Annotated in this window: 17 protein-coding genes; 5 read left to right on the forward strand and 12 right to left on the reverse strand. The window is 42.8% G+C overall.

Features of this window, described 5'->3' with window-relative positions; genetic code table 11:
* On the forward strand, positions 1-301 hold a 301-nt coding region (locus ACFSTG_RS00040; RefSeq protein WP_380747226.1), incomplete at its 5' end, for an Ig-like domain-containing protein.
* Positions 240-1,376, forward strand: a complete 1,137-nt coding sequence (locus ACFSTG_RS00045; RefSeq protein WP_449329201.1) for an Ig-like domain-containing protein — start codon at positions 240-242, stop codon at positions 1,374-1,376. The genes ACFSTG_RS00040 and ACFSTG_RS00045, both read left to right, overlap by 62 nt.
* Here ACFSTG_RS00045 and miaA read toward each other — a convergent pair.
* The 8 genes from miaA to ACFSTG_RS00085 form a co-directional block, all read right to left on the reverse strand.
* Positions 1,364-2,281, reverse strand: coding sequence for a tRNA (adenosine(37)-N6)-dimethylallyltransferase MiaA (gene miaA, locus ACFSTG_RS00050; protein ID WP_380747230.1), 918 nt, complete (start codon positions 2,279-2,281; stop codon positions 1,364-1,366). The genes ACFSTG_RS00045 and miaA overlap by 13 nt on opposite strands.
* Positions 2,274-3,101 (reverse strand): ion transporter, encoded by an 828-nt coding sequence (locus tag ACFSTG_RS00055; protein WP_380747232.1) that lies wholly within the window; start codon positions 3,099-3,101, stop codon positions 2,274-2,276. The genes miaA and ACFSTG_RS00055 overlap by 8 nt, the downstream gene beginning before the upstream one ends.
* Before the next feature lie 97 nt (positions 3,102-3,198).
* Entirely contained in the window at positions 3,199-5,160 is a 1,962-nt protein-coding gene (locus ACFSTG_RS00060) for a hypothetical protein (RefSeq protein ID WP_380747234.1), read from the reverse strand.
* The gene (locus tag ACFSTG_RS00065) at positions 5,153-6,526 is read right to left on the reverse strand and encodes an exonuclease domain-containing protein (RefSeq protein ID WP_380747236.1); all 1,374 of its coding nucleotides are present in this window, start codon (positions 6,524-6,526) and stop codon (positions 5,153-5,155) included. Before ACFSTG_RS00065 ends, ACFSTG_RS00060 begins: the two co-directional genes overlap by 8 nt.
* A gap of 18 nt (positions 6,527-6,544) precedes the next feature.
* Positions 6,545-7,204 carry a YggS family pyridoxal phosphate-dependent enzyme gene (locus tag ACFSTG_RS00070; protein ID WP_380747238.1) on the reverse strand — a complete coding sequence of 220 codons (660 nt, stop codon included), beginning with the start codon at positions 7,202-7,204 and terminating at the stop codon, positions 6,545-6,547.
* Between the two features lie 26 nt (positions 7,205-7,230).
* Positions 7,231-8,466, reverse strand: coding sequence for a DUF1015 domain-containing protein (locus ACFSTG_RS00075; protein WP_380747240.1), 1,236 nt, complete (start codon positions 8,464-8,466; stop codon positions 7,231-7,233).
* A gap of 23 nt (positions 8,467-8,489) precedes the next feature.
* Positions 8,490-9,383 (reverse strand): 3-hydroxyacyl-CoA dehydrogenase family protein, encoded by an 894-nt coding sequence (locus ACFSTG_RS00080; protein WP_380747242.1) that lies wholly within the window; start codon positions 9,381-9,383, stop codon positions 8,490-8,492.
* Positions 9,384-9,394: 11 nt separating this feature from the next.
* Positions 9,395-10,354: a Gfo/Idh/MocA family protein gene (locus tag ACFSTG_RS00085; protein ID WP_380747244.1), complete on the reverse strand. Its 960-nt coding sequence runs from the start codon at positions 10,352-10,354 to the stop codon at positions 9,395-9,397.
* A gap of 138 nt (positions 10,355-10,492) precedes the next feature.
* Between ACFSTG_RS00085 and ACFSTG_RS00090 the strand changes: the two genes are divergently transcribed.
* Positions 10,493-11,137: a protein-L-isoaspartate(D-aspartate) O-methyltransferase gene (locus ACFSTG_RS00090; RefSeq protein WP_380747397.1), complete on the forward strand. Its 645-nt coding sequence runs from the start codon at positions 10,493-10,495 to the stop codon at positions 11,135-11,137.
* Positions 11,138-11,197: 60 nt separating this feature from the next.
* On the opposite strand, the gene smpB is transcribed toward ACFSTG_RS00090, so the two are convergent.
* Positions 11,198-11,653, reverse strand: a complete 456-nt coding sequence (gene smpB, locus ACFSTG_RS00095) for an SsrA-binding protein SmpB (RefSeq protein WP_380747246.1) — start codon at positions 11,651-11,653, stop codon at positions 11,198-11,200.
* 118 nt (positions 11,654-11,771) lie between these two features.
* On the opposite strand from smpB, the gene ACFSTG_RS00100 reads away from it, so the two are divergent.
* Complete coding sequence (locus ACFSTG_RS00100; RefSeq protein WP_380747248.1) at positions 11,772-12,512, forward strand: DUF6503 family protein; 741 nt, start codon at positions 11,772-11,774, stop codon at positions 12,510-12,512.
* A 3-nt stretch (positions 12,513-12,515) separates the two neighbouring features.
* Here ACFSTG_RS00100 and ACFSTG_RS00105 read toward each other — a convergent pair whose 3' ends face one another.
* Together ACFSTG_RS00105 and ACFSTG_RS00110 are read right to left on the reverse strand one after the other, a co-directional pair.
* Positions 12,516-13,046 carry a SixA phosphatase family protein gene (locus tag ACFSTG_RS00105; protein ID WP_380747250.1) on the reverse strand — a complete coding sequence of 177 codons (531 nt, stop codon included), beginning with the start codon at positions 13,044-13,046 and terminating at the stop codon, positions 12,516-12,518.
* Between the two features lie 3 nt (positions 13,047-13,049).
* Positions 13,050-14,150 carry an esterase-like activity of phytase family protein gene (locus ACFSTG_RS00110; protein ID WP_380747252.1) on the reverse strand — a complete coding sequence of 367 codons (1,101 nt, stop codon included), beginning with the start codon at positions 14,148-14,150 and terminating at the stop codon, positions 13,050-13,052.
* Between the two features lie 103 nt (positions 14,151-14,253).
* On the opposite strand from ACFSTG_RS00110, the gene ACFSTG_RS00115 reads away from it, so the two are divergent.
* On the forward strand, positions 14,254-14,439 hold the full coding sequence (locus ACFSTG_RS00115) for a CsbD family protein (RefSeq protein ID WP_380747254.1): 186 nt from the start codon (positions 14,254-14,256) through the stop codon (positions 14,437-14,439).
* A gap of 75 nt (positions 14,440-14,514) precedes the next feature.
* On the opposite strand, the gene clpB is transcribed toward ACFSTG_RS00115, so the two are convergent.
* The gene (gene clpB, locus ACFSTG_RS00120) at positions 14,515-17,118 is read right to left on the reverse strand and encodes an ATP-dependent chaperone ClpB (protein ID WP_380747256.1); all 2,604 of its coding nucleotides are present in this window, start codon (positions 17,116-17,118) and stop codon (positions 14,515-14,517) included.
* Between the last annotated feature and the right edge of the window lie 85 nt (positions 17,119-17,203).

Raw genomic sequence — 17,203 nt, forward strand, 5'->3', positions numbered from 1 at the left:
CACGGCACCTGAAGCTGAGCCCGATGATTTCTATACTACACAGGAAAATGTAACACTTTCAGTTTCTAAAACAGATGGAGTTTTAGCGAATGACAAAGATGCTGATGGCGACGTTTTGACTGTGGAACCGAGAGGGGGTGTTTCCAATGGAACACTCACATTAAATGCAGATGGTTCTTTTGTTTATGAACCTGATGCAGGTTTTACCGGAGAAGATAAATTTACTTATGTCGCTTATGATGGTGAGGATTATTCTAACGAAGTTACAGTTANAAGAAAATGTAACACTTTCAGTTTCTAAAACAGATGGAGTTTTAGCGAATGACAAAGATTCTGACGGCGACGCTTTGACTGTGGAACCGAGAGGGGGTGTTTCCAATGGAACACTGACATTAAATGCAGATGGTTCCTTTGTTTATGAACCTGATGCAGGTTTTACCGGAGAAGATGAATTTACTTATGTCGCTTATGATGGTGAGGATTATTCTAACGAAGTTACAGTTACTATCACGGTAACTGCTGCACCACCCCAAAACACGGCACCTGAAGCTGAGCCCGATGATTTCTATACTACACAGGAAAATGTAACACTTTCAGTTTCTAAAACAGATGGAGTTTTAGCGAATGACAAAGATTCTGACGGCGACGCTTTGACTTTGGAACCGAGAGGGGGTGTTTCCAATGGAACACTCACATTAAATGCAGATGGTTCCTTTGTTTATGAACCTGATGCAGGTTTTACCGGAGAAGATAAATTTACTTATGTCGCTTATGATGGTGAGGATTATTCTAACGAAGTTACAGTTACTATCACGGTAACAACCACTGGGAACGGTGGGGGAAATTCATCACCCATCGTTTGTGTTTCCCAATACACCCTTCCCCTCGACGAGAATGGAAGAGCAACCCTTGATCCGCGGGAACTGTTCAGCGGGGGAACGGGCAGTGTGGAATTTACGGTAAGCAGGGAAGAGTTTACCTGTGCAGATCTGGGGGAGCACAAAGTGATCTTGAATTATAAGACCCCTGAGGAAGAAGATTCCTGCGAAATTACGATCGTGGTCACAGATCCTCTCAACAGTTGTTTGGTAGGTCCTGTGGAACCTCCGGAGGAAGATACTTTTGTGATCCTTTACCCAAACCCCGGTAACGGAATGGTTTATTTCAAAACATCACCTAACCTTATGATTAGAAAAGCGGAGGTATTTGATATGAGAAGTCGTTACCTTTTTACAAAGGAATATGAGGACGTACTGAATGTCTTTTATATTTACAGTTTGGACCTTAGACCTTATCAAAGCGGGGTGTACACCATTAAATTATACACTACAGAAGGGGAGTACCTGCGCCGGGCAATCATTAACTATGAGGATTGATCCTTTTGGTTTTCGAGGTAAGTAATGATCTCTTCAGCAGGAGTGGTATAATCAAACCACTTTATTTGCTCATTTTTTTTGAACCAGGTGAATTGCCTTTTTGCAAACCTGCGGGTGTTCTTTTTGATCTCATCAATAGCCTGTTCAAGGGTGATAGCTTCCTCAAGGTACCTGAAAAGTTCTTTATAGCCTACCGTATTGAGGGAATTAAGCTCCCGGTGAGGATACAGTTGTTTGGCTTCCTCTAAAAGGCCTTCTTCCATCATTTTATCCACCCTTTGATTGATTCGGTCATATACGACTTCTCTCGGTGCGGTGAGACCAATAAACACAGACTCAAAAAACCTTTTGGAGAAGTTTTCTTTTCGGAAAGAAGAATAGGGCTTACCTGTACCGATACAAATCTCCAGAGCTCTTATCAACCTGTGGGGATTCTGTTGGTCTACTGCGGAAAAATATTCAGGATCCCTGGTTTTTAACTCCTCCTGAAGGCTTCCGATTCCTGTTTTTTCCAGGCGTTCATTCAGGGATTCGCGGATTGCCGGATCTACTTCCGGAAAATGATCCAGTCCCTTTGTGATCGCATCTAGGTACAATCCGCTCCCACCAACAAGAATGACCCTGTCATGCGATTTAAAAAGTCCCTGAAGCTTTTCTATAGAGTCCCGTTCAAAATCGCCCACAGAATAATCTTCTTCGATAGATCTGTGGTGAATAAAATGATGTGGGGCAGCTGCCAGTTCTTCCGCAGTGGGAGCCGCGGTGCCAATGCTCATCTCCCTGAAGAACTGCCGGGAATCTGCCGAGATGATCCCGGTTTTGAAATGCGACGCAAGCCTGATGCTCAGGGAGGTTTTTCCAATGGCTGTAGGACCCACTATGCAGATAAGCTGCTTTTTACTCATTGAGTTTATTTCCGCAGTTATGGCAGAACTCTGAACCATCCAGATGTTTACTCTCGTTACAGTGAGGACACACCTGGGTATTCAACTGTGGTTGTTTTTCACCTGCTCTTGAATATTCAGCACTTACTATACCGGTAGGAACGGCAATGATACCATAACCGGTTATCATGATAAAGGAAGCAATGAACCTTCCTAAGGGGGTAATTGGTGCGATATCGCCAAACCCAACAGTGGTCAAAGTTACGATACACCAATAAATACTTAAAGGTATATTGTCAAAACCCCCTGCTTCACCTTCCACCAAATGCATTATTGTGCCTGCAATTATGGTAATAATGAAAACCGCAAAAAGAAAAACAAAGATCTTGGGTCTGCTGTGCCTGAGTGCTACCGCAAGTTTGTCGGCTTCCCCCAGGTATCTGGTGATCTTCAATATCCTGAAGACCCTTAATAACCTCAGGGCCCTTACCGCTAAAAGAACGTTGTATCCACCAAAGAACAACGTAAGATAAGTAGGGATTGTAGAGACAAAATCTATTATTCCATAAAAACTGAAAATATAACTTTTCGGGTTTTTAATAGAAATGATCCTAAGAATGTATTCTATTGAGAAGATAATCGTGATCACCCACTCTGTGACATAGAAAATGTGAAAATACTCTGCGTTTATATCCTTCACGCTTTCGAGCATCACAATTATAATACTCAGTACGATCACGAACAATAATACTACATCAAAAAACTTTCCTGCAGTCGTATCTGCTTCATAGATGACCTCATGAAGTTTATCTTTCCAGGGTTTTGCTGATGGTTCGGGCACTAAGGGTATTTTAAAGTAAAAATAGGATTTTTAACCTGATCTAGTATAAAAACGCTTGTTTTCTTAACGGCTGCAATGAGTGAACCTTCGTCATGACCTATACTTTTTGTCTCACCAAAATTATTGACTTTTCCTGGATGTCCAGCATCTCGGTAAAGAATTGCTGGAGGTACGGGTAAAATCCGGAGGAATAAAGCGTAATAGGAAAAGATACCCTGCAATGAATATTCACCGTTCGTTCATCAACCTGTTGGGTCATGAAATATAAGGTCCCTCCGTTATCGGGCAACTTAAGGATCTTATTCTCCGGTAGCTCCACGAATTCATGATCTTCCGGGATCTCCAGGTGGATATTATAGGTGTAGGCATGCTTATATCCAAAATCAATGGGATAGGTCCTTTCCCTCATTTTGAACGGATTTTCATCATAGAATTTAAAGCTGAAGGGATTCAGGTAGATAAGGTCGTTGATCTTCTGACTGCCGTTGTGGAGGTTGAAGTTGATCTCAACCGGATTATTTTCAACATTGGGTGTAGCCGAAAGACTCCTGGTATGGCTGTTGGGATTGGTAAGGTCATTAAAGATATCCTCCTGTTTAAGGTCATCCAGCCTGTTCTTAACCGAAAGAGCATTGTAACCCGAAAAAACATGATTTGAAACACCGATAGCGGTCCCATCTGTGTTTAGCTTAATGGAATCACGCATGGAGACCGAGGAAAACCCTTCCGGTTCGAGGTCTACCCAGGAACTGCCATTGGAAAAATCGAGTAAACGTCCGTAACGGTTGAGGGCTCTGAAAGGCGGTAGTCCAAAATAGGTGTTTTTCTCGGTGGCATCCAGAAAATATTTTTTCCCTTCAAGATCCAGTTGTACCATGAGGTAATTGAATTCAGAAAGAACCGGGTATAGCTTGGTAGGCATTCCATTGGAACGGGTCGAACTAAGCACGGGGAGCACTTCAAAACCTTCTTCCTCGTAAAGGTTGTGCAAAAGGATATTCATGGCAGATACATTCCCTGTCTTTTCTTCCAGCAGGTCCTTGATATTCACGTCAACGTTTTGAAGGAATTTCCCGTCCCACCTGTAGTTATCCTTTACAAAATCAAATATTTTCTCCGCCTTTTCCAGGTTATTAGGCATACTGCTTATATTCTCCGGCAGGACTCCACGTACCCATTTTGTCTTTCGTAACTGTTTGCCAAGGTCATTATCTGTCTTGAACTCCTTATCGACATCATCCCAGGTCTTGGTGTATTTCCTTTTGTGGCCGTCTGTTCTCACCATCTCGTTGAGTTCATATTCCAGCCGTGATATGTAGTTGTATCTGGATGTTAAATATTTTTCTTCCTTAAAGGCAGGAATATCTGTCATCACGTATTCAGACCGGGCACAATCTGCCATGGCTGCTACTCCCCGTACTGAAAAACATCTTCTTTTAATATCGTTCTTTTCTGAATGCAGCTTCAGGTCACCCACCATCCTGATATGGTACTTAAAATTCCCGGGAATTTCTGCCAGATACCTGCTGTAAACCTTTGGCACATCTGCCTGGAACCACCAGGGCTCAAAATTGAATATGAAGGGGGAAGCTTTCTGGTAGGAATAGACCAGTATTGCACCGGGCGTAACCGAGGGAAACGTGAATTTTACCAGGTCGTATTTTTCATTTTCTTCAGTATAGACCTTATCGGGGGAGAGGTGGTGCTCTTTTATTACGCCGTCCTCCAGGTAGTAAGTGATCGCCTTAAGTTCGCTGATCTTTTCTTTTCCGGTCTCACCTTTAAAAAGTCGTATAGAAATATTTGCCTGGTCAAAACCTTCTTTATTGAGGACCTTGATCTTTGCAGTATAATTTGTGAGCAGGTCATAATCACCCTCAGATTCGAAACGGCTGTAACCATCTTCAAAGATGAAAAATGCGTTGGCAGTGGTGTCTTTCTCGTAAGAGGTGGCTAATAACTCCTTTAAAGCAACGTTGCTATTACTCGTGTTGAACGATTGTTGAGAAAATGCTGCTGAAAAGATTAGTAAGAATGGGAGGAGTAGAAATTTAATCATAAGCGTTTAAATGAATGATCTTTAATCTGTTGTTTTTCCGAAGGTAATTTTGAATGATATGCTGGGCATCCCTGTCACTCTTCATGGGGGTGATAATTGACTTTATGATCTCCATGTTGTTCAATTGGTAATTCAGGTTAAAATACCCAATACCTTTGAACTTTCCTTCTTCAACCAACAGCGCGCTCTTTTCATCAAGATCGCGGCCGCGATCAATCACAAGCATATTCTGCCTTTCATAACTGTATTTATCCAGCACTTCCTGTACACGGGTGTTATAATCCTCAACCGGTTCAAGGCCTACGCAGGCACCCTTACACTTTTTTATGCTGTAATTAAAGCAATTCCCGTTACCCGGGTGTACTCCCGTAAGGCGCTGGCACAAATTAAAATCCTCAATGATTGAATTAAGGATTGCTTTTGCCTGTTGCAGGTTGGTGAAAGTGGTTATGCTCTTTTTTCTTCCATCTGCCTTTCCAACCTTCAAATGAATATATCCTTGCTCGTCTTTGAATTGATAGAGGGCATAGGAGAAAATGGTTTTGGAAAGGGCCTTATTGAATTTCGGTTTGTTTCGTTTTATTTCTTCATTCTCTTTAAGCAGCGCATTGAGTTCATTTCCCGTGGCTTCATAGCTAATAGAGATAACTTCTTTTTGTATCTCAACAGATTTCCGGTTCTCACTGGTAAAATGTTGATTCACCCGTTTTCTTATGTTCCTGCTCTTCCCAATGTAAATGATCTCACCTTCAGTGTTGTGCAGGTAGTAAACCCCTGTGATAGACGGCAGGTTCTCCAGTAACTGCACGAGTTTTGTGTCCATTTGGATCCTTGGAGAATTGCGGACAGAGCTTTTGAGGATCTCTTTTTCACTATCCTTTGCCAGTAGCATTTTGAACAACTTTACGGTTGCCTGTGCGTCACCGCTGGCACGATGCCGGTCACTTAAGGGAATACCTAAAGCCCGCACCAGTTTACCTAAACTATAACTTTGTTGCCCGGGAATCAGTTTTTTGGAGAGCTCCACCGTACAAAGGCTTTGCCGGTCAAATTCAAAGCCAAGACGCTGGAATTCGGTGCGAAGAATGCGGTAATCAAATTTTGCATTATGGGCTACAAGGATAGTACCTTCAGTGATCTCAACCACTCTTTTGGCCACCTCGTAGAATTTAGGAGCATTGCGCAGCATCTCATTGTTAATCCCCGTTAGGCCCACCACAAAAGGTTGGATAGGTATTTCCGGGTTTACAAGGCTTATGAATTGATCAACCACTTTTTGTCCGTCAAACTTATAGACAGCAATTTCTGTTATTCCCTCTTCATTATACTTCCCGCCGGTAGTTTCTATGTCTAAAATTGCGTACAAAAGTGCTTCTCTCTAATTTTAATTATAATTTCTTTCTCCAAAAATGGAACTTCCAACCCTTATCATATTACTGCCGCATTCTATCGCGATCCTGTAATCCCCGCTCATTCCCATAGAAAGTGTGCTAAGGTTTGGGTGTTCCTTACTTAACTCGTCAAAAGTACTCTTTAAAAAGCTGAATTCCTGACGTATCTGCTGCTCATTATCTGTTAAAGTGGCCATCCCCATTAATCCAACTACTTTAACATGAGTCAATTCCCTGAATTTTTCTGAGTTGAGGATATCTTTAGCCTCAGCAACAGTTATTCCAAATTTAGTGTCTTCTTCAGCAATTTTGATCTGAAGCAGACAATCTATGCTTCGGTCATTTTTGGCAGCCTGTTTATCTATTTCCTTTAAAAGTTTGAGGCTGTCAACCGCATGTATCAGCTTCACAAAGGGAGCCATGTATTTCACCTTGTTTCGTTGTACATGCCCCACCATGTGCCATTCAATATCTTCGGGCAGTTTTTCCCACTTATCGGTCATCTCCTGGATCTTGTTCTCCCCAAATATTCTATGGCCGGCATTATAGGCTTCCAGGATATCTTCTTCAGGTTTGGTCTTGGAAATAGCCACCAGCTTAACTTCCGAAGGTATTTCCTGCTTTATCTTCTTTATATTTTCTGAAATGCTCATTTTCTTAAAAAATTTCTGCGGAAGGTTTAGAATTCATAAATGGTCATTCCGCTGCGGAGTTTTGGTTCTATGAATGTGCTTTTTGGGGGCATAGTTAAACCTTCATCTGCAATTTGCTTCACTTCTTCTATGGTCAACGGAAGCATTCCGAAGCCAACCGCGAAAGCACCTTCATCTACTGCTTTCTTTACTTCAAATGACTCGCTTCTCCCCGGAAGATAAGAAATTCTGAGATCATTTCTGGGGTCCTCGATCCCTAAAAGAGGCCTCAATACCTTTACAAACAGGATGTATGGGTCAAGGGCACTCAGGGAATCTGTGAACTCATAATTCGTCTTCCGAAGATAGAGGGAATAGAATTCTCCATCCAGATACATTGAAAAATGATGTTTTTTGGAGGGTTTATAAAGCTCGGTACCACGGTTCTCGATCCTGAACCATTCATCGAGCTGCATGAGAAATTCCTTTTTACTAAGGCCGTTCAAATCTGTTACCAGCCTGTTGAACTCATATAGCCTCAGGTTACTCTCTGCAATGAGGTAGCTCAGGAAGTAGTTGTACGGTTCTTCCCCGGTATGATCTGGGTTTTGCTCCTTTGATTCTTTGGCCAGAAGCCATGAAGATGCACTCCTGTGATGGCCGTCTGCAATATAGATGGCAGGCATCTTTTCAAACTCTTTCCTGATCTTTTCAGTCAGCAAAGGCTCGTTTACCACCCAAAGATAATGGGTGTCTCTGTTCAGGGAGGAGAATTCATATTCGGGTCTTTGAGATCGTACCTCGTTAGAGATTTCGTTAATGATCTCGCTGTCCGGGTAGGTGAGGAGTACCGGTTCAGTATTGAATCCTACGGTATGCAGGTAGTCCTTGAACAACTGTTCACGGTGCGAAATAGTGTCTTCGTGCCGTTTGATCACATTGTTCTCATAGTCATCTACACAGGTGGCAGCGATGATCCCGCAATAGACCTGGTTTCGGGAAATGGTTTTGTAGATGTAGTAGGAGGGCATTTCATCCTGTATAAAGATCCCCTCTTCCCTGAATTCCAGATACCGGTTCTTCACCAGCTGAAAGCGCTTTGGGCCCGAGATCTCTTTCTGAAATTTATATCCCGGGTTGATGATGTGCAGAAAGGAAAACGGATTATGCTCCAGTTGAAACCGGAGTTCTTCTACCGAATAATCCTGATAGGGCCTGGATGCTACCAGACCAACCTTATCCCGGGAAGGCCGCACCGCCCTGAAAGGAATTATTTTAGCCAAATTATTATTTTACCGGATTAAGATTATTTGGCAGAAAATTGTTTCGATACAATTTCGGCTTTCCTGTTCTCTGAATAGTCATAGAATCCTTCACCCGATTTCGCTCCAAGTTTACCTGCCTGTACCATATTCACCAGTAAAGGACAAGGGGCATACTTCGGATTTTTGAATCCGCTGTACATGACTTCCAGGATGGAAAGACATACATCCAGGCCAATAAAATCTGCCAGTTGTAATGGACCCATAGGGTGGGCCATTCCCAGTTTCATTACCGTGTCAATTTCCTGAACCCCGGCTACGCCGTTGTAAAGCGTTTCAATAGATTCATTGATCATTGGCATAAGGATGCGGTTGGCAACAAAGCCCGGGTAATCATTTACTTCTACAGGTACCTTGTTCAGTTTTTTGGAAAGATCCATGATTGAACGGGTGATCTCATCGCTGGTGTTATAACCCCTGATGATCTCCACCAGTTTCATCACCGGAACTGGGTTCATGAAATGCATTCCTATGACCCGCTCGGGGTTTGACACTACAGCAGCGATCTTTGTAATTGAGATGGAAGAAGTATTCGATGCCAGGATAGTATCTGCCGCACAGAACTCATCCAGTTGCTCAAAAATAGAAAGTTTAAGTTCCACGTTCTCTGTAGCAGCTTCCACAACAAGATCAGTTCCTTTTACACCCTCAGAAAGTTTGGTAAAAGTCGTGATATTGGAAAGGGTGGTTTTTTTGTTCTCTTCAGTGATCTTTTCTTTTGAAACCATGCGATCAAGATTATTTTCGATGGTCTTCATCCCTTTTTCAAGGGATTTTTCTGAAATGTCTATGAGGTGGGTTTTATATCCGAATTGGGCAAAGGTATGGGCTATTCCATTCCCCATGGTTCCTGCTCCAATAACTGCTATGTTTTTCATATGTTGACTGGTTAAAATGAATTAATGATCTGTTTTGCAACGCGCAGGGCTTTTGTTCCCTGTTCAAGACTTACCACCGGGGTTGTATCGTTCTCGATCGCATCAGCGAAAGATTCCAGTTCATCCTTGATCGCGTTGTTCGTGTTTACCTGTGGATTATCGAAGTAAATTTGTTTTTTAATGCCTTCGGCATTTTGAAGGATCATATCAAAATCTCCCGGCTCCTGTGGTGCGTCCTTCATTTTTACCACTTCGCATTTCTTCTCCAGGAAATCTACAGAGATGTATGCATCCCTTTGAAAAAAACGGGTTTTCCGCATATTCTTTAAAGATATCCTGCTGGCGGTGAGATTTGCCACACACCCGTTCTCGAATTCAATTCGGGCGTTGGCAATATCAGGGGTTTCACTTATGACAGATACTCCGCTGGCACTTATATTCTTTACTTCGGAATTTACAACGCTCAAAATGGCATCAATGTCATGGATCATAAGATCAAGCACTACCGGAACATCTGTTCCACGCGGGTTGAATTCCGCCAGGCGATGACATTCAATGAACATAGGGTTATCGATCTTGGACGTCACAGCCATAAAAGCAGGATTGAACCTTTCCACATGGCCAACCTGGCCTTTAACCTTGTGTTCTTTTGCTAAAGCCACAAGGGCTTCGGCTTCCTCTACGGTATTTGTGATGGGTTTTTCAATGAAAAGATGTTTCCCTGCCGTAATGGCTTTTTTTCCTGTGTCATAATGGGAAAGAGTGGGAGTGACAACATCTACTACGTCTACTGCGGCTATTAGCTCATCCAGGTCCTTGAAATATTTGTAGCCAAATTCTTCTTCTACCTTACGGCCGCTACTTTCATCTATATCATAAAAACCTACCAGTTCATATTTTTCAGATTCCTGTAACAGGCGAAGATGGATCTTTCCAAGATGTCCTGCGCCTAATACGCCAGCTTTGAGCATAATTTTCCCATTTTAAACAAAAATAATATTTCTTTACCTAAAGCCAATGCCAATTCAAAACTAATACCCCGAGAGATCCTGTTTTTTCTTTATCATGCGGTAATCTTTATGTAATTTTGACCCTCATTATTGACTACAGTGCGAAAGGATACCATCAAACATCAGGGAAAGAGACTACAGCTGGCAAGACTGGTGGCCGAAAAAGGTATTCAGGACGAGAAAGTTCTGGAGGCCATTCGAACCATTCCGCGCCATTTGTTCATGGACAGCAGTTTTGAAGATCACGCCTACCAGGACAAGGCTTTTCCCATTGCGGCAGATCAAACCATCTCCCAACCTTATACCGTAGCCTTCCAAAGCGAAGTGTTACAGGTTTCCAAAGGTGATCTGGTCCTGGAGATAGGTACAGGAAGCGGTTATCAAACGGCTGTTCTCTGTGAACTGGGAGCAAGGGTATATAGTATAGAAAGACAACAGGAACTTTTTAAAAAGACAAAGCTTTTCCTCTCAAAATTAGGATATCGACCACGCTATCTTGGATTTGGTGATGGCTATAAAGGTCTGCCGGAATATGCTCCTTTTGACCGTATCATCGTTACCGCGGGAGCACCTTTTGTTCCCCGTCCTTTATTGAGCCAGCTGAAGGTTGGCGGCAGAATGGTGATTCCGGTAGGCAAGGATTCCCAGGTGATGACCCTGTTTGAAAGGAAATCTAAAAACGAATTTCAGAAAACTGAATTTGGGGAATTCAGGTTCGTGCCTTTACTGGAGGATAAGAACTAAATCGGTCTCAATAAACAATGCCGGAAGTTGTCTGGAAAAAGAGAAAAAGCACCTTATTGATTATTTATATTCCTTTTTGATACGGTCAAGTCGGCGTTTACTTTCCCGGTCCCTAATGGTTTCCCTCTTATCATAAAGTTTTTTACCCTTTGCCAGTGCGATTTGCATCTTGGCAAGGCCGCGGTCATTGATAAACAAGCGTAGCGGGACAATGGTGTTCCCTGAATTTTTTACTTCCTTTTCAAGCTTCCTGAGCTCTTTTCGGTTGAGAAGAAGTTTGCGGGCATGCTTCGGGTCGTGATTGAAGTATGTAGCATGAGAATACTCCTGTACGGTCATATTGATGACGAACAACTCACTATTTGAGAACTCACAAAAACTTTCAGCAATAGAGGCCTTACCTTCCCTGATGGATTTTATCTCGGTTCCTGCCAGTTTGATCCCGGCGATATAAGTGTCCAGGATCTCATACTCGAATTTCGCTTTTCGGTTCTTAATATTGATATTGCTCTTCATAGAGCACAAAAGTAAAAAGCTTTCTGCAATAAAGTGGGGTTTTAGGGAATTCTTAATGTTCTTCCTCATTTTCAAAGGTGCAGGAAATGTGTATTTTTACGCCGATTAAATCCATACCATGAAAAAATTAAGCCTTTTACTATTGTTTATCCTGATGATCTCCTGCCAGTCAAATGAGGAAGAACTTACTGCAGACCGTATCATTGACAAAGCCATTGCAGAAGCAGGAGGGGAAAAATACAACAGGTCTATCATCGAATTCGACTTTAGAAAGAATCATTATACCAGTAAACGGGAGGACGGTCTTTTCGTATTTACCCGCACCATGAAAGATTCCCTCGGGAAGTTTAAAGATGTTTTGACCAATGATGGTTTTACACGCCACAGGGAAGGTCGCGAAGTGGAACTCTCAGACTCCCTCGCCACAGTGTATTCTGAAAGTGTAAATTCTGTTCACTATTTCGTGCAGTTACCCTATGGACTTGATGGCCCGGCTGTGAATAAGGAGCTTTTAGGTGAAGACGAGATAGACGGTAAACATTATTATGAGATAAGGGTGACCTTTAACCAGGAGGGTGGGGGAACAGATCATGAAGATGTATATATGTACTGGATCGAAAAAGAGAAATTTACCATAGATTATATGGCCTACAGATTTTATGTCAATGACGGCGGAATTCGTTTTCGGGTGGCAACAAACCCGCGGGTCATTGAAGGCTTGAGATTTGTCGATTATGACAATTATAAGACAGATGATCTTGATACCCCCCTTGAAAATCTTGATGAACTGTATGAAGCCGGAAAGCTAACCAAGGTTTCTGAGATCAAAAATGAGAACATTAAGGTAAAGCTTCAATAGGTTCTAGTTGATGTAAAGCAGCTGGCAACTCTTTGTGCCTTCTGGCGCGACCGTTACAATGAACAGGCTGCCGCTTTCTTCTTCTGAAATGTCTGAATACCTGTTTTCTTCCAGTATCTGGTTTACAAATCTGGGATTGGTGTTGCTGTGCCCCACTATAAGGACGGTCTTGCCTCCTGTCTTAGACTGAAAATCCTTATCGAGCATGTTTTTTGGGTCGTAGAAGTTTACCATCTTTTGCTGTGTCTCTGCGATGATTCCGGCCGTTTCCCTGGTCCTTGCAAAATCTGATGAATAGATAAGGTCGAAGTCCACTTCTTTAAAGATCTCTGCCCACTTCGCGGCTCTTTCTTTTCCGGTCTGGGTCAATTGCGGGTCTTTGTTGGAAGGATCACTCTCATCCTTTTCTGCGTGCCGTATGAAATAATAGGTCGTCATTTCAGATTGTTGAATATCGTTTGAGGCTGTCTTTTTTTCTCCTTCTGAATTTTCCAAAGGGAACAGGCATAGAACAAAAATAAGGAAAGCTGTCATTTATTACTTTTTTTGAATGAATTCCATAAGGATCACCTGATTGAGTTGTCTTCCCATGGAATTGAAATTGTTATCTGAAATAAGAAGAATACTGCGGTTACCATTTGGCAGCACCGGGCCAAAAGTTATTCCTTCAATATTGTCAATGATCTCTTCGCTCAGGTATTTTTTGGCCCATTTAAAATCAAAAACCAACTCCTTTTTCGCCGGATTATAAAATGAAACAGTCAGATTATTTCGGTCAAGGGTATTGGTGCCCAGGCTGGCATCAACATCAAAGATTCTCACGGTATTTCCATTGCTGCCATGGCCGGCGGCAAACCCTCTTTCCAGGATCAGGAATTTATTGGGGGCATATTCCAGCAGGTCAGTGACGCCATTTACGGCGAAATACAACCAGGGGATCTTTGCAATGGGCTCCAGGCGGTAAGGGAACTGGTGGGTAGCTTCCTTTTTTTGCAGGTCAAAGTAAGTGATTCTTACCGGTGATTTCGTTCTGATCAACTTAGGTTTGGGTCCGTCGGTTTTGAGAGGTAGTTCCATAGCCATCCAGATGCCTTTTTGGTCAAAAGATCTGGCCAGTCCTTCAAAAGTTCCGTTGTTGCGCGGTTTTCTTTCACTTGCTGCCGCAAAGTTCTCCGGAATGGGAAAAGATTCCAGATGTTCTCCTGATCCGGAAATGGAGAAGATCATGGGGTCCTTATCGTTGTTAATGGAGCCTTCACTGCTCAAAACGAAAGATTGGGTTTCAGGAATGTATATGATCCCTTCGAGGTCCAGGTGCTGCTCCTTTAAAGCTTCATTAGTAATGTTTACCCGTATTTCTTCGGAAATGATCACAGTATCGATTTGTTCTCCTTCCAGTACGATATTAGCTTTGTATAACCGCGGATTTGAAGGCTGGTCACTCACCAGGTAATAGGTGCCGTCGTGATGATCTATCCCCGAAAGACCTCCCACCTTATTTCCGTTTATTTCAAGATCTTCAGCAATGACATGGTCATCAAGAAAACGTAGCTGGACATTAGCAGTTGATCCTATTTTGGAACTTTTGCATCCTACAAGGGTTGCAGCTAATAAAATAGTAGAGAGGAATCTTTTCATGGGGGTAAAAATAACAATTTCTTAAGACCAAAATGGCAGTTTCTTAATATCAAAACGACCCGTTTATGAGTAAATTACCTCTTTAACCAAAAAACCGATAGTTATGAATAATGATCAATTAGAAGGAAAGTGGAAACAAATCAGAGGTGAGTTCAAGCAAAAGTATGGAAAGCTTACCGATGATGATATGACCTACACAGAAGGTAGGTTTGATGAAATGCTGGGGCGTCTACAGGAAAGGACCGGCAAAAGTAAGGAAGAATTAAAAAAAGAAATTGATAAATGGTAGACCATAGTCAATTGATATAAAAAGAAACGGCCGGGATTTTCCCGGCCGTTCTCATTAATCACCACTAATTGAAAACTAACTTTCAGCGATCTCTTCCTGGTTTCTAAAGACCAATTGGTCATTAAAGGCATCCAGGAGAATGATGCTGTCTGTCTTGATATTACCACTAAGTATTTCTTTGGAGAGTTTGTTTAAAACCTCCCGCTGGATAGTTCGCTTTACGGGGCGTGCTCCATATTGAGGATCGAAACCTTTCTCAGCGAGATTGGCAATGGCCTCCTCTGTGGCGTCAAGGGTAATTCCTTGTTTATCCAGCATTTTTTTAACTCCTTTGAGCTGCAGCCCAACAATCTCAATAATATTCTTTCTATTGAGAGGAGCGAACATCACTATATCATCAATACGGTTAATGAACTCAGGCCTCACACTTTGCTTTAACAGAGCCAGCACCTCGGTCTTAGCACCTTCCATGGCAGTATCCAGATCTTTCAGATTCTCGAATTTTTCCTGGATAATGTGAGAACCTATGTTGGAGGTCATGATGATTATCGTATTCCTGAAATCTGCCAGGCGTCCTTTGTTATCGGTAAGTCTTCCTTCGTCAAGGACCTGTAGCAGGATATTAAAGGTGTCGGGATGAGCTTTTTCGATCTCATCAAGAAGTACTACAGAATAAGGTTTCCTCCTCACCGCCTCGGTAAGTTGTCCGCCCTCTTCATATCCTATATACCCCGGAGGTGCTCCCACCAAGCGGCTCACCGCATGACGCTCCTGGTATTCACTCATATCTATTCGGGTCATGGCGCTTTCGTCATCAAACAGATATTCGGCCAGGGCTTTGGCTAATTCTGTTTTACCCACCCCGGTGGTTCCCAGGAAGAGGAAGGAACCAATTGGCTTCTTCTGGTCCTGAAGTCCTGCACGGCTTCTTCTCACCGCATCACTTACGGCCTCAATGGCTTCTTCCTGCCCTACAACTCTTCTGTGAAGTTCGTCTTCCAGTTTCAACAGCTTTTCCCTTTCGCTTTGAAGCATTTTCTTCACCGGAATACCCGTCCATTTTGCCACTACTTCGGCAATGTCTTCATTGGTGACCTCTTCCTTGATCAGGGATTTTCCCTGCTGGTTCTCTTCCAGTTGCTGCTGAAGGACCGCCAGTTTTTCCTGTTCTTCCTTGATCTTTCCGTAGCGCAACTCGGCAACTTTTCCGTAATTACCTTCTCTTTCTGCTCTTTCGGCCTCCAGTTTGAACTCTTCAATATTTGATTTTGAAGTCTGAATATTATCTACTACTTCTTTTTCATTCTTCCACTGAGCGTGAAGCTCATTTCGTTCATCTTTAAGGTTAGCGAGATCTGCATGTAGAGATTTCAGTTTAGCTTCGTCCTTTTCTCGTTTTATGGCCTCCATTTCAATCTCCAGTTGCGTGATCTTTCTGTCAAGAACATCCAGTTCCTCGGGCTTAGAGTTGATCTCCATACGCAACCTTGAAGCAGCCTCATCCATAAGGTCAATGGCTTTATCGGGTAGAAAGCGGTTGGTAATATAACGTTGTGACAGTTCTACAGCCGCAATGATAGCTTCATCCTTGATCCTCACTTTATGGTGGGTCTCATATTTTTCTTTAATACCGCGAAGTATAGAGATCGCACTCTCTGTATCGGGCTCATCTACCATTATCTTCTGGAAACGCCTTTCAAGGGCTTTATCTTTCTCGAAATACTTCTGGTATTCATCAAGGGTTGTTGCCCCAATTGCTCTAAGTTCTCCCCGGGCGAGCGCAGGTTTAAGAATGTTTGCCGCATCCATCGCTCCCTGTCCGCCTCCTGCGCCAACAAGCGTATGTATCTCATCAATGAACAGCACAATATTGCCTTCACTTGAAGTTACTTCTTTGATCACCGCTTTCAGGCGTTCCTCGAATTCTCCTTTATACTTCGCACCGGCTATGAGAGCACCCATATCAAGAGAATAGATTTGTTTATCCCTAAGATTATCAGGGATGTCTCCTGCAATGATACGATGGGCAAGACCTTCAGCAATTGCGGTTTTACCAACCCCGGGTTCTCCCACCAGCATAGGGTTATTTTTGGTTCTTCGGGAGAGGATCTGTAATACCCTCCTTATCTCTTCATCACGACCAATTACAGGATCCAGTTTTCCTTCCTCCGCCAGTTTGTTGAGGTTATTTGCATATTTGTTCAGGGAATTATAAGTTTCCTCAGCACTCTGGGAAGTGACCTTTTCACCTTTCCTAAGTTCTTCGATCGCCGCTTTCAAACCTTTTTCTGTAGCACCCTGATCTTTCAGGATCTGGGCTACTTTACTGGTTGAGGCAAAGATGGCCAGGATTATATGTTCCACCGAAACATATTCGTCAGACATCTTTTTTGCGATAGTTGAAGCTTCGGTTAAAGATCTCGAAGCTTCCCGGGATAACATGATATCACCCCCGCTCACTTTGGGGAAACTCTCCAAAGTCTTATCCAGGATCTGGTTGAAGAGATTCACGTTGATATTAAGCTTTTTCAGCAGGAAAGGAGTGACATTTTCATCCACTAAGGTAATCGCCTTGAAAAGATGCTCATTCTCAATTTGCTGATGACCTAGTTCCTGGGCCAGTTGCTGAGCCTGCTGTATCGCCTCCTGCGATTTTATGGTAAAGTTGTTCAGATTCATAGTCGTTGTTTTTTCTGAAGATAGCAATTCATATACCAGCAGGTTGGGGGAGACAAAATGGCTGGTTTCAGTAAGATTTTACTGA

The sequence above is a fragment of the Salinimicrobium flavum genome, assembly GCF_042684505.1.
Classification (GTDB): Bacteria; Bacteroidota; Bacteroidia; order Flavobacteriales; family Flavobacteriaceae; genus Salinimicrobium; species Salinimicrobium flavum.

What these genes read in the sequence shown, in the direction of transcription:
- miaA (WP_380747230.1), bottom strand. Translation starts at nt 2,281, where the DNA reads ATGAGTAAAAAGCAGCTTATCTGCATAGTGGGTCCTACAGCCATTGGA.
- ACFSTG_RS00070 (WP_380747238.1), bottom strand. Translation starts at nt 7,204, where the DNA reads ATGAGCATTTCAGAAAATATAAAGAAGATAAAGCAGGAAATACCTTCG.
- ACFSTG_RS00080 (WP_380747242.1), bottom strand. Translation starts at nt 9,383, where the DNA reads ATGAAAAACATAGCAGTTATTGGAGCAGGAACCATGGGGAATGGAATA.
- ACFSTG_RS00115 (WP_380747254.1), top strand. Translation starts at nt 14,254, where the DNA reads ATGAATAATGATCAATTAGAAGGAAAGTGGAAACAAATCAGAGGTGAG.
- smpB (WP_380747246.1), bottom strand. Translation starts at nt 11,653, where the DNA reads ATGAAGAGCAATATCAATATTAAGAACCGAAAAGCGAAATTCGAGTAT.
- ACFSTG_RS00110 (WP_380747252.1), bottom strand. Translation starts at nt 14,150, where the DNA reads ATGAAAAGATTCCTCTCTACTATTTTATTAGCTGCAACCCTTGTAGGA.
- ACFSTG_RS00100 (WP_380747248.1), top strand. Translation starts at nt 11,772, where the DNA reads ATGAAAAAATTAAGCCTTTTACTATTGTTTATCCTGATGATCTCCTGC.
- clpB (WP_380747256.1), bottom strand. Translation starts at nt 17,118, where the DNA reads ATGAATCTGAACAACTTTACCATAAAATCGCAGGAGGCGATACAGCAG.
- ACFSTG_RS00105 (WP_380747250.1), bottom strand. Translation starts at nt 13,046, where the DNA reads ATGACAGCTTTCCTTATTTTTGTTCTATGCCTGTTCCCTTTGGAAAAT.
- ACFSTG_RS00085 (WP_380747244.1), bottom strand. Translation starts at nt 10,354, where the DNA reads ATGCTCAAAGCTGGCGTATTAGGCGCAGGACATCTTGGAAAGATCCAT.
- ACFSTG_RS00060 (WP_380747234.1), bottom strand. Translation starts at nt 5,160, where the DNA reads ATGATTAAATTTCTACTCCTCCCATTCTTACTAATCTTTTCAGCAGCA.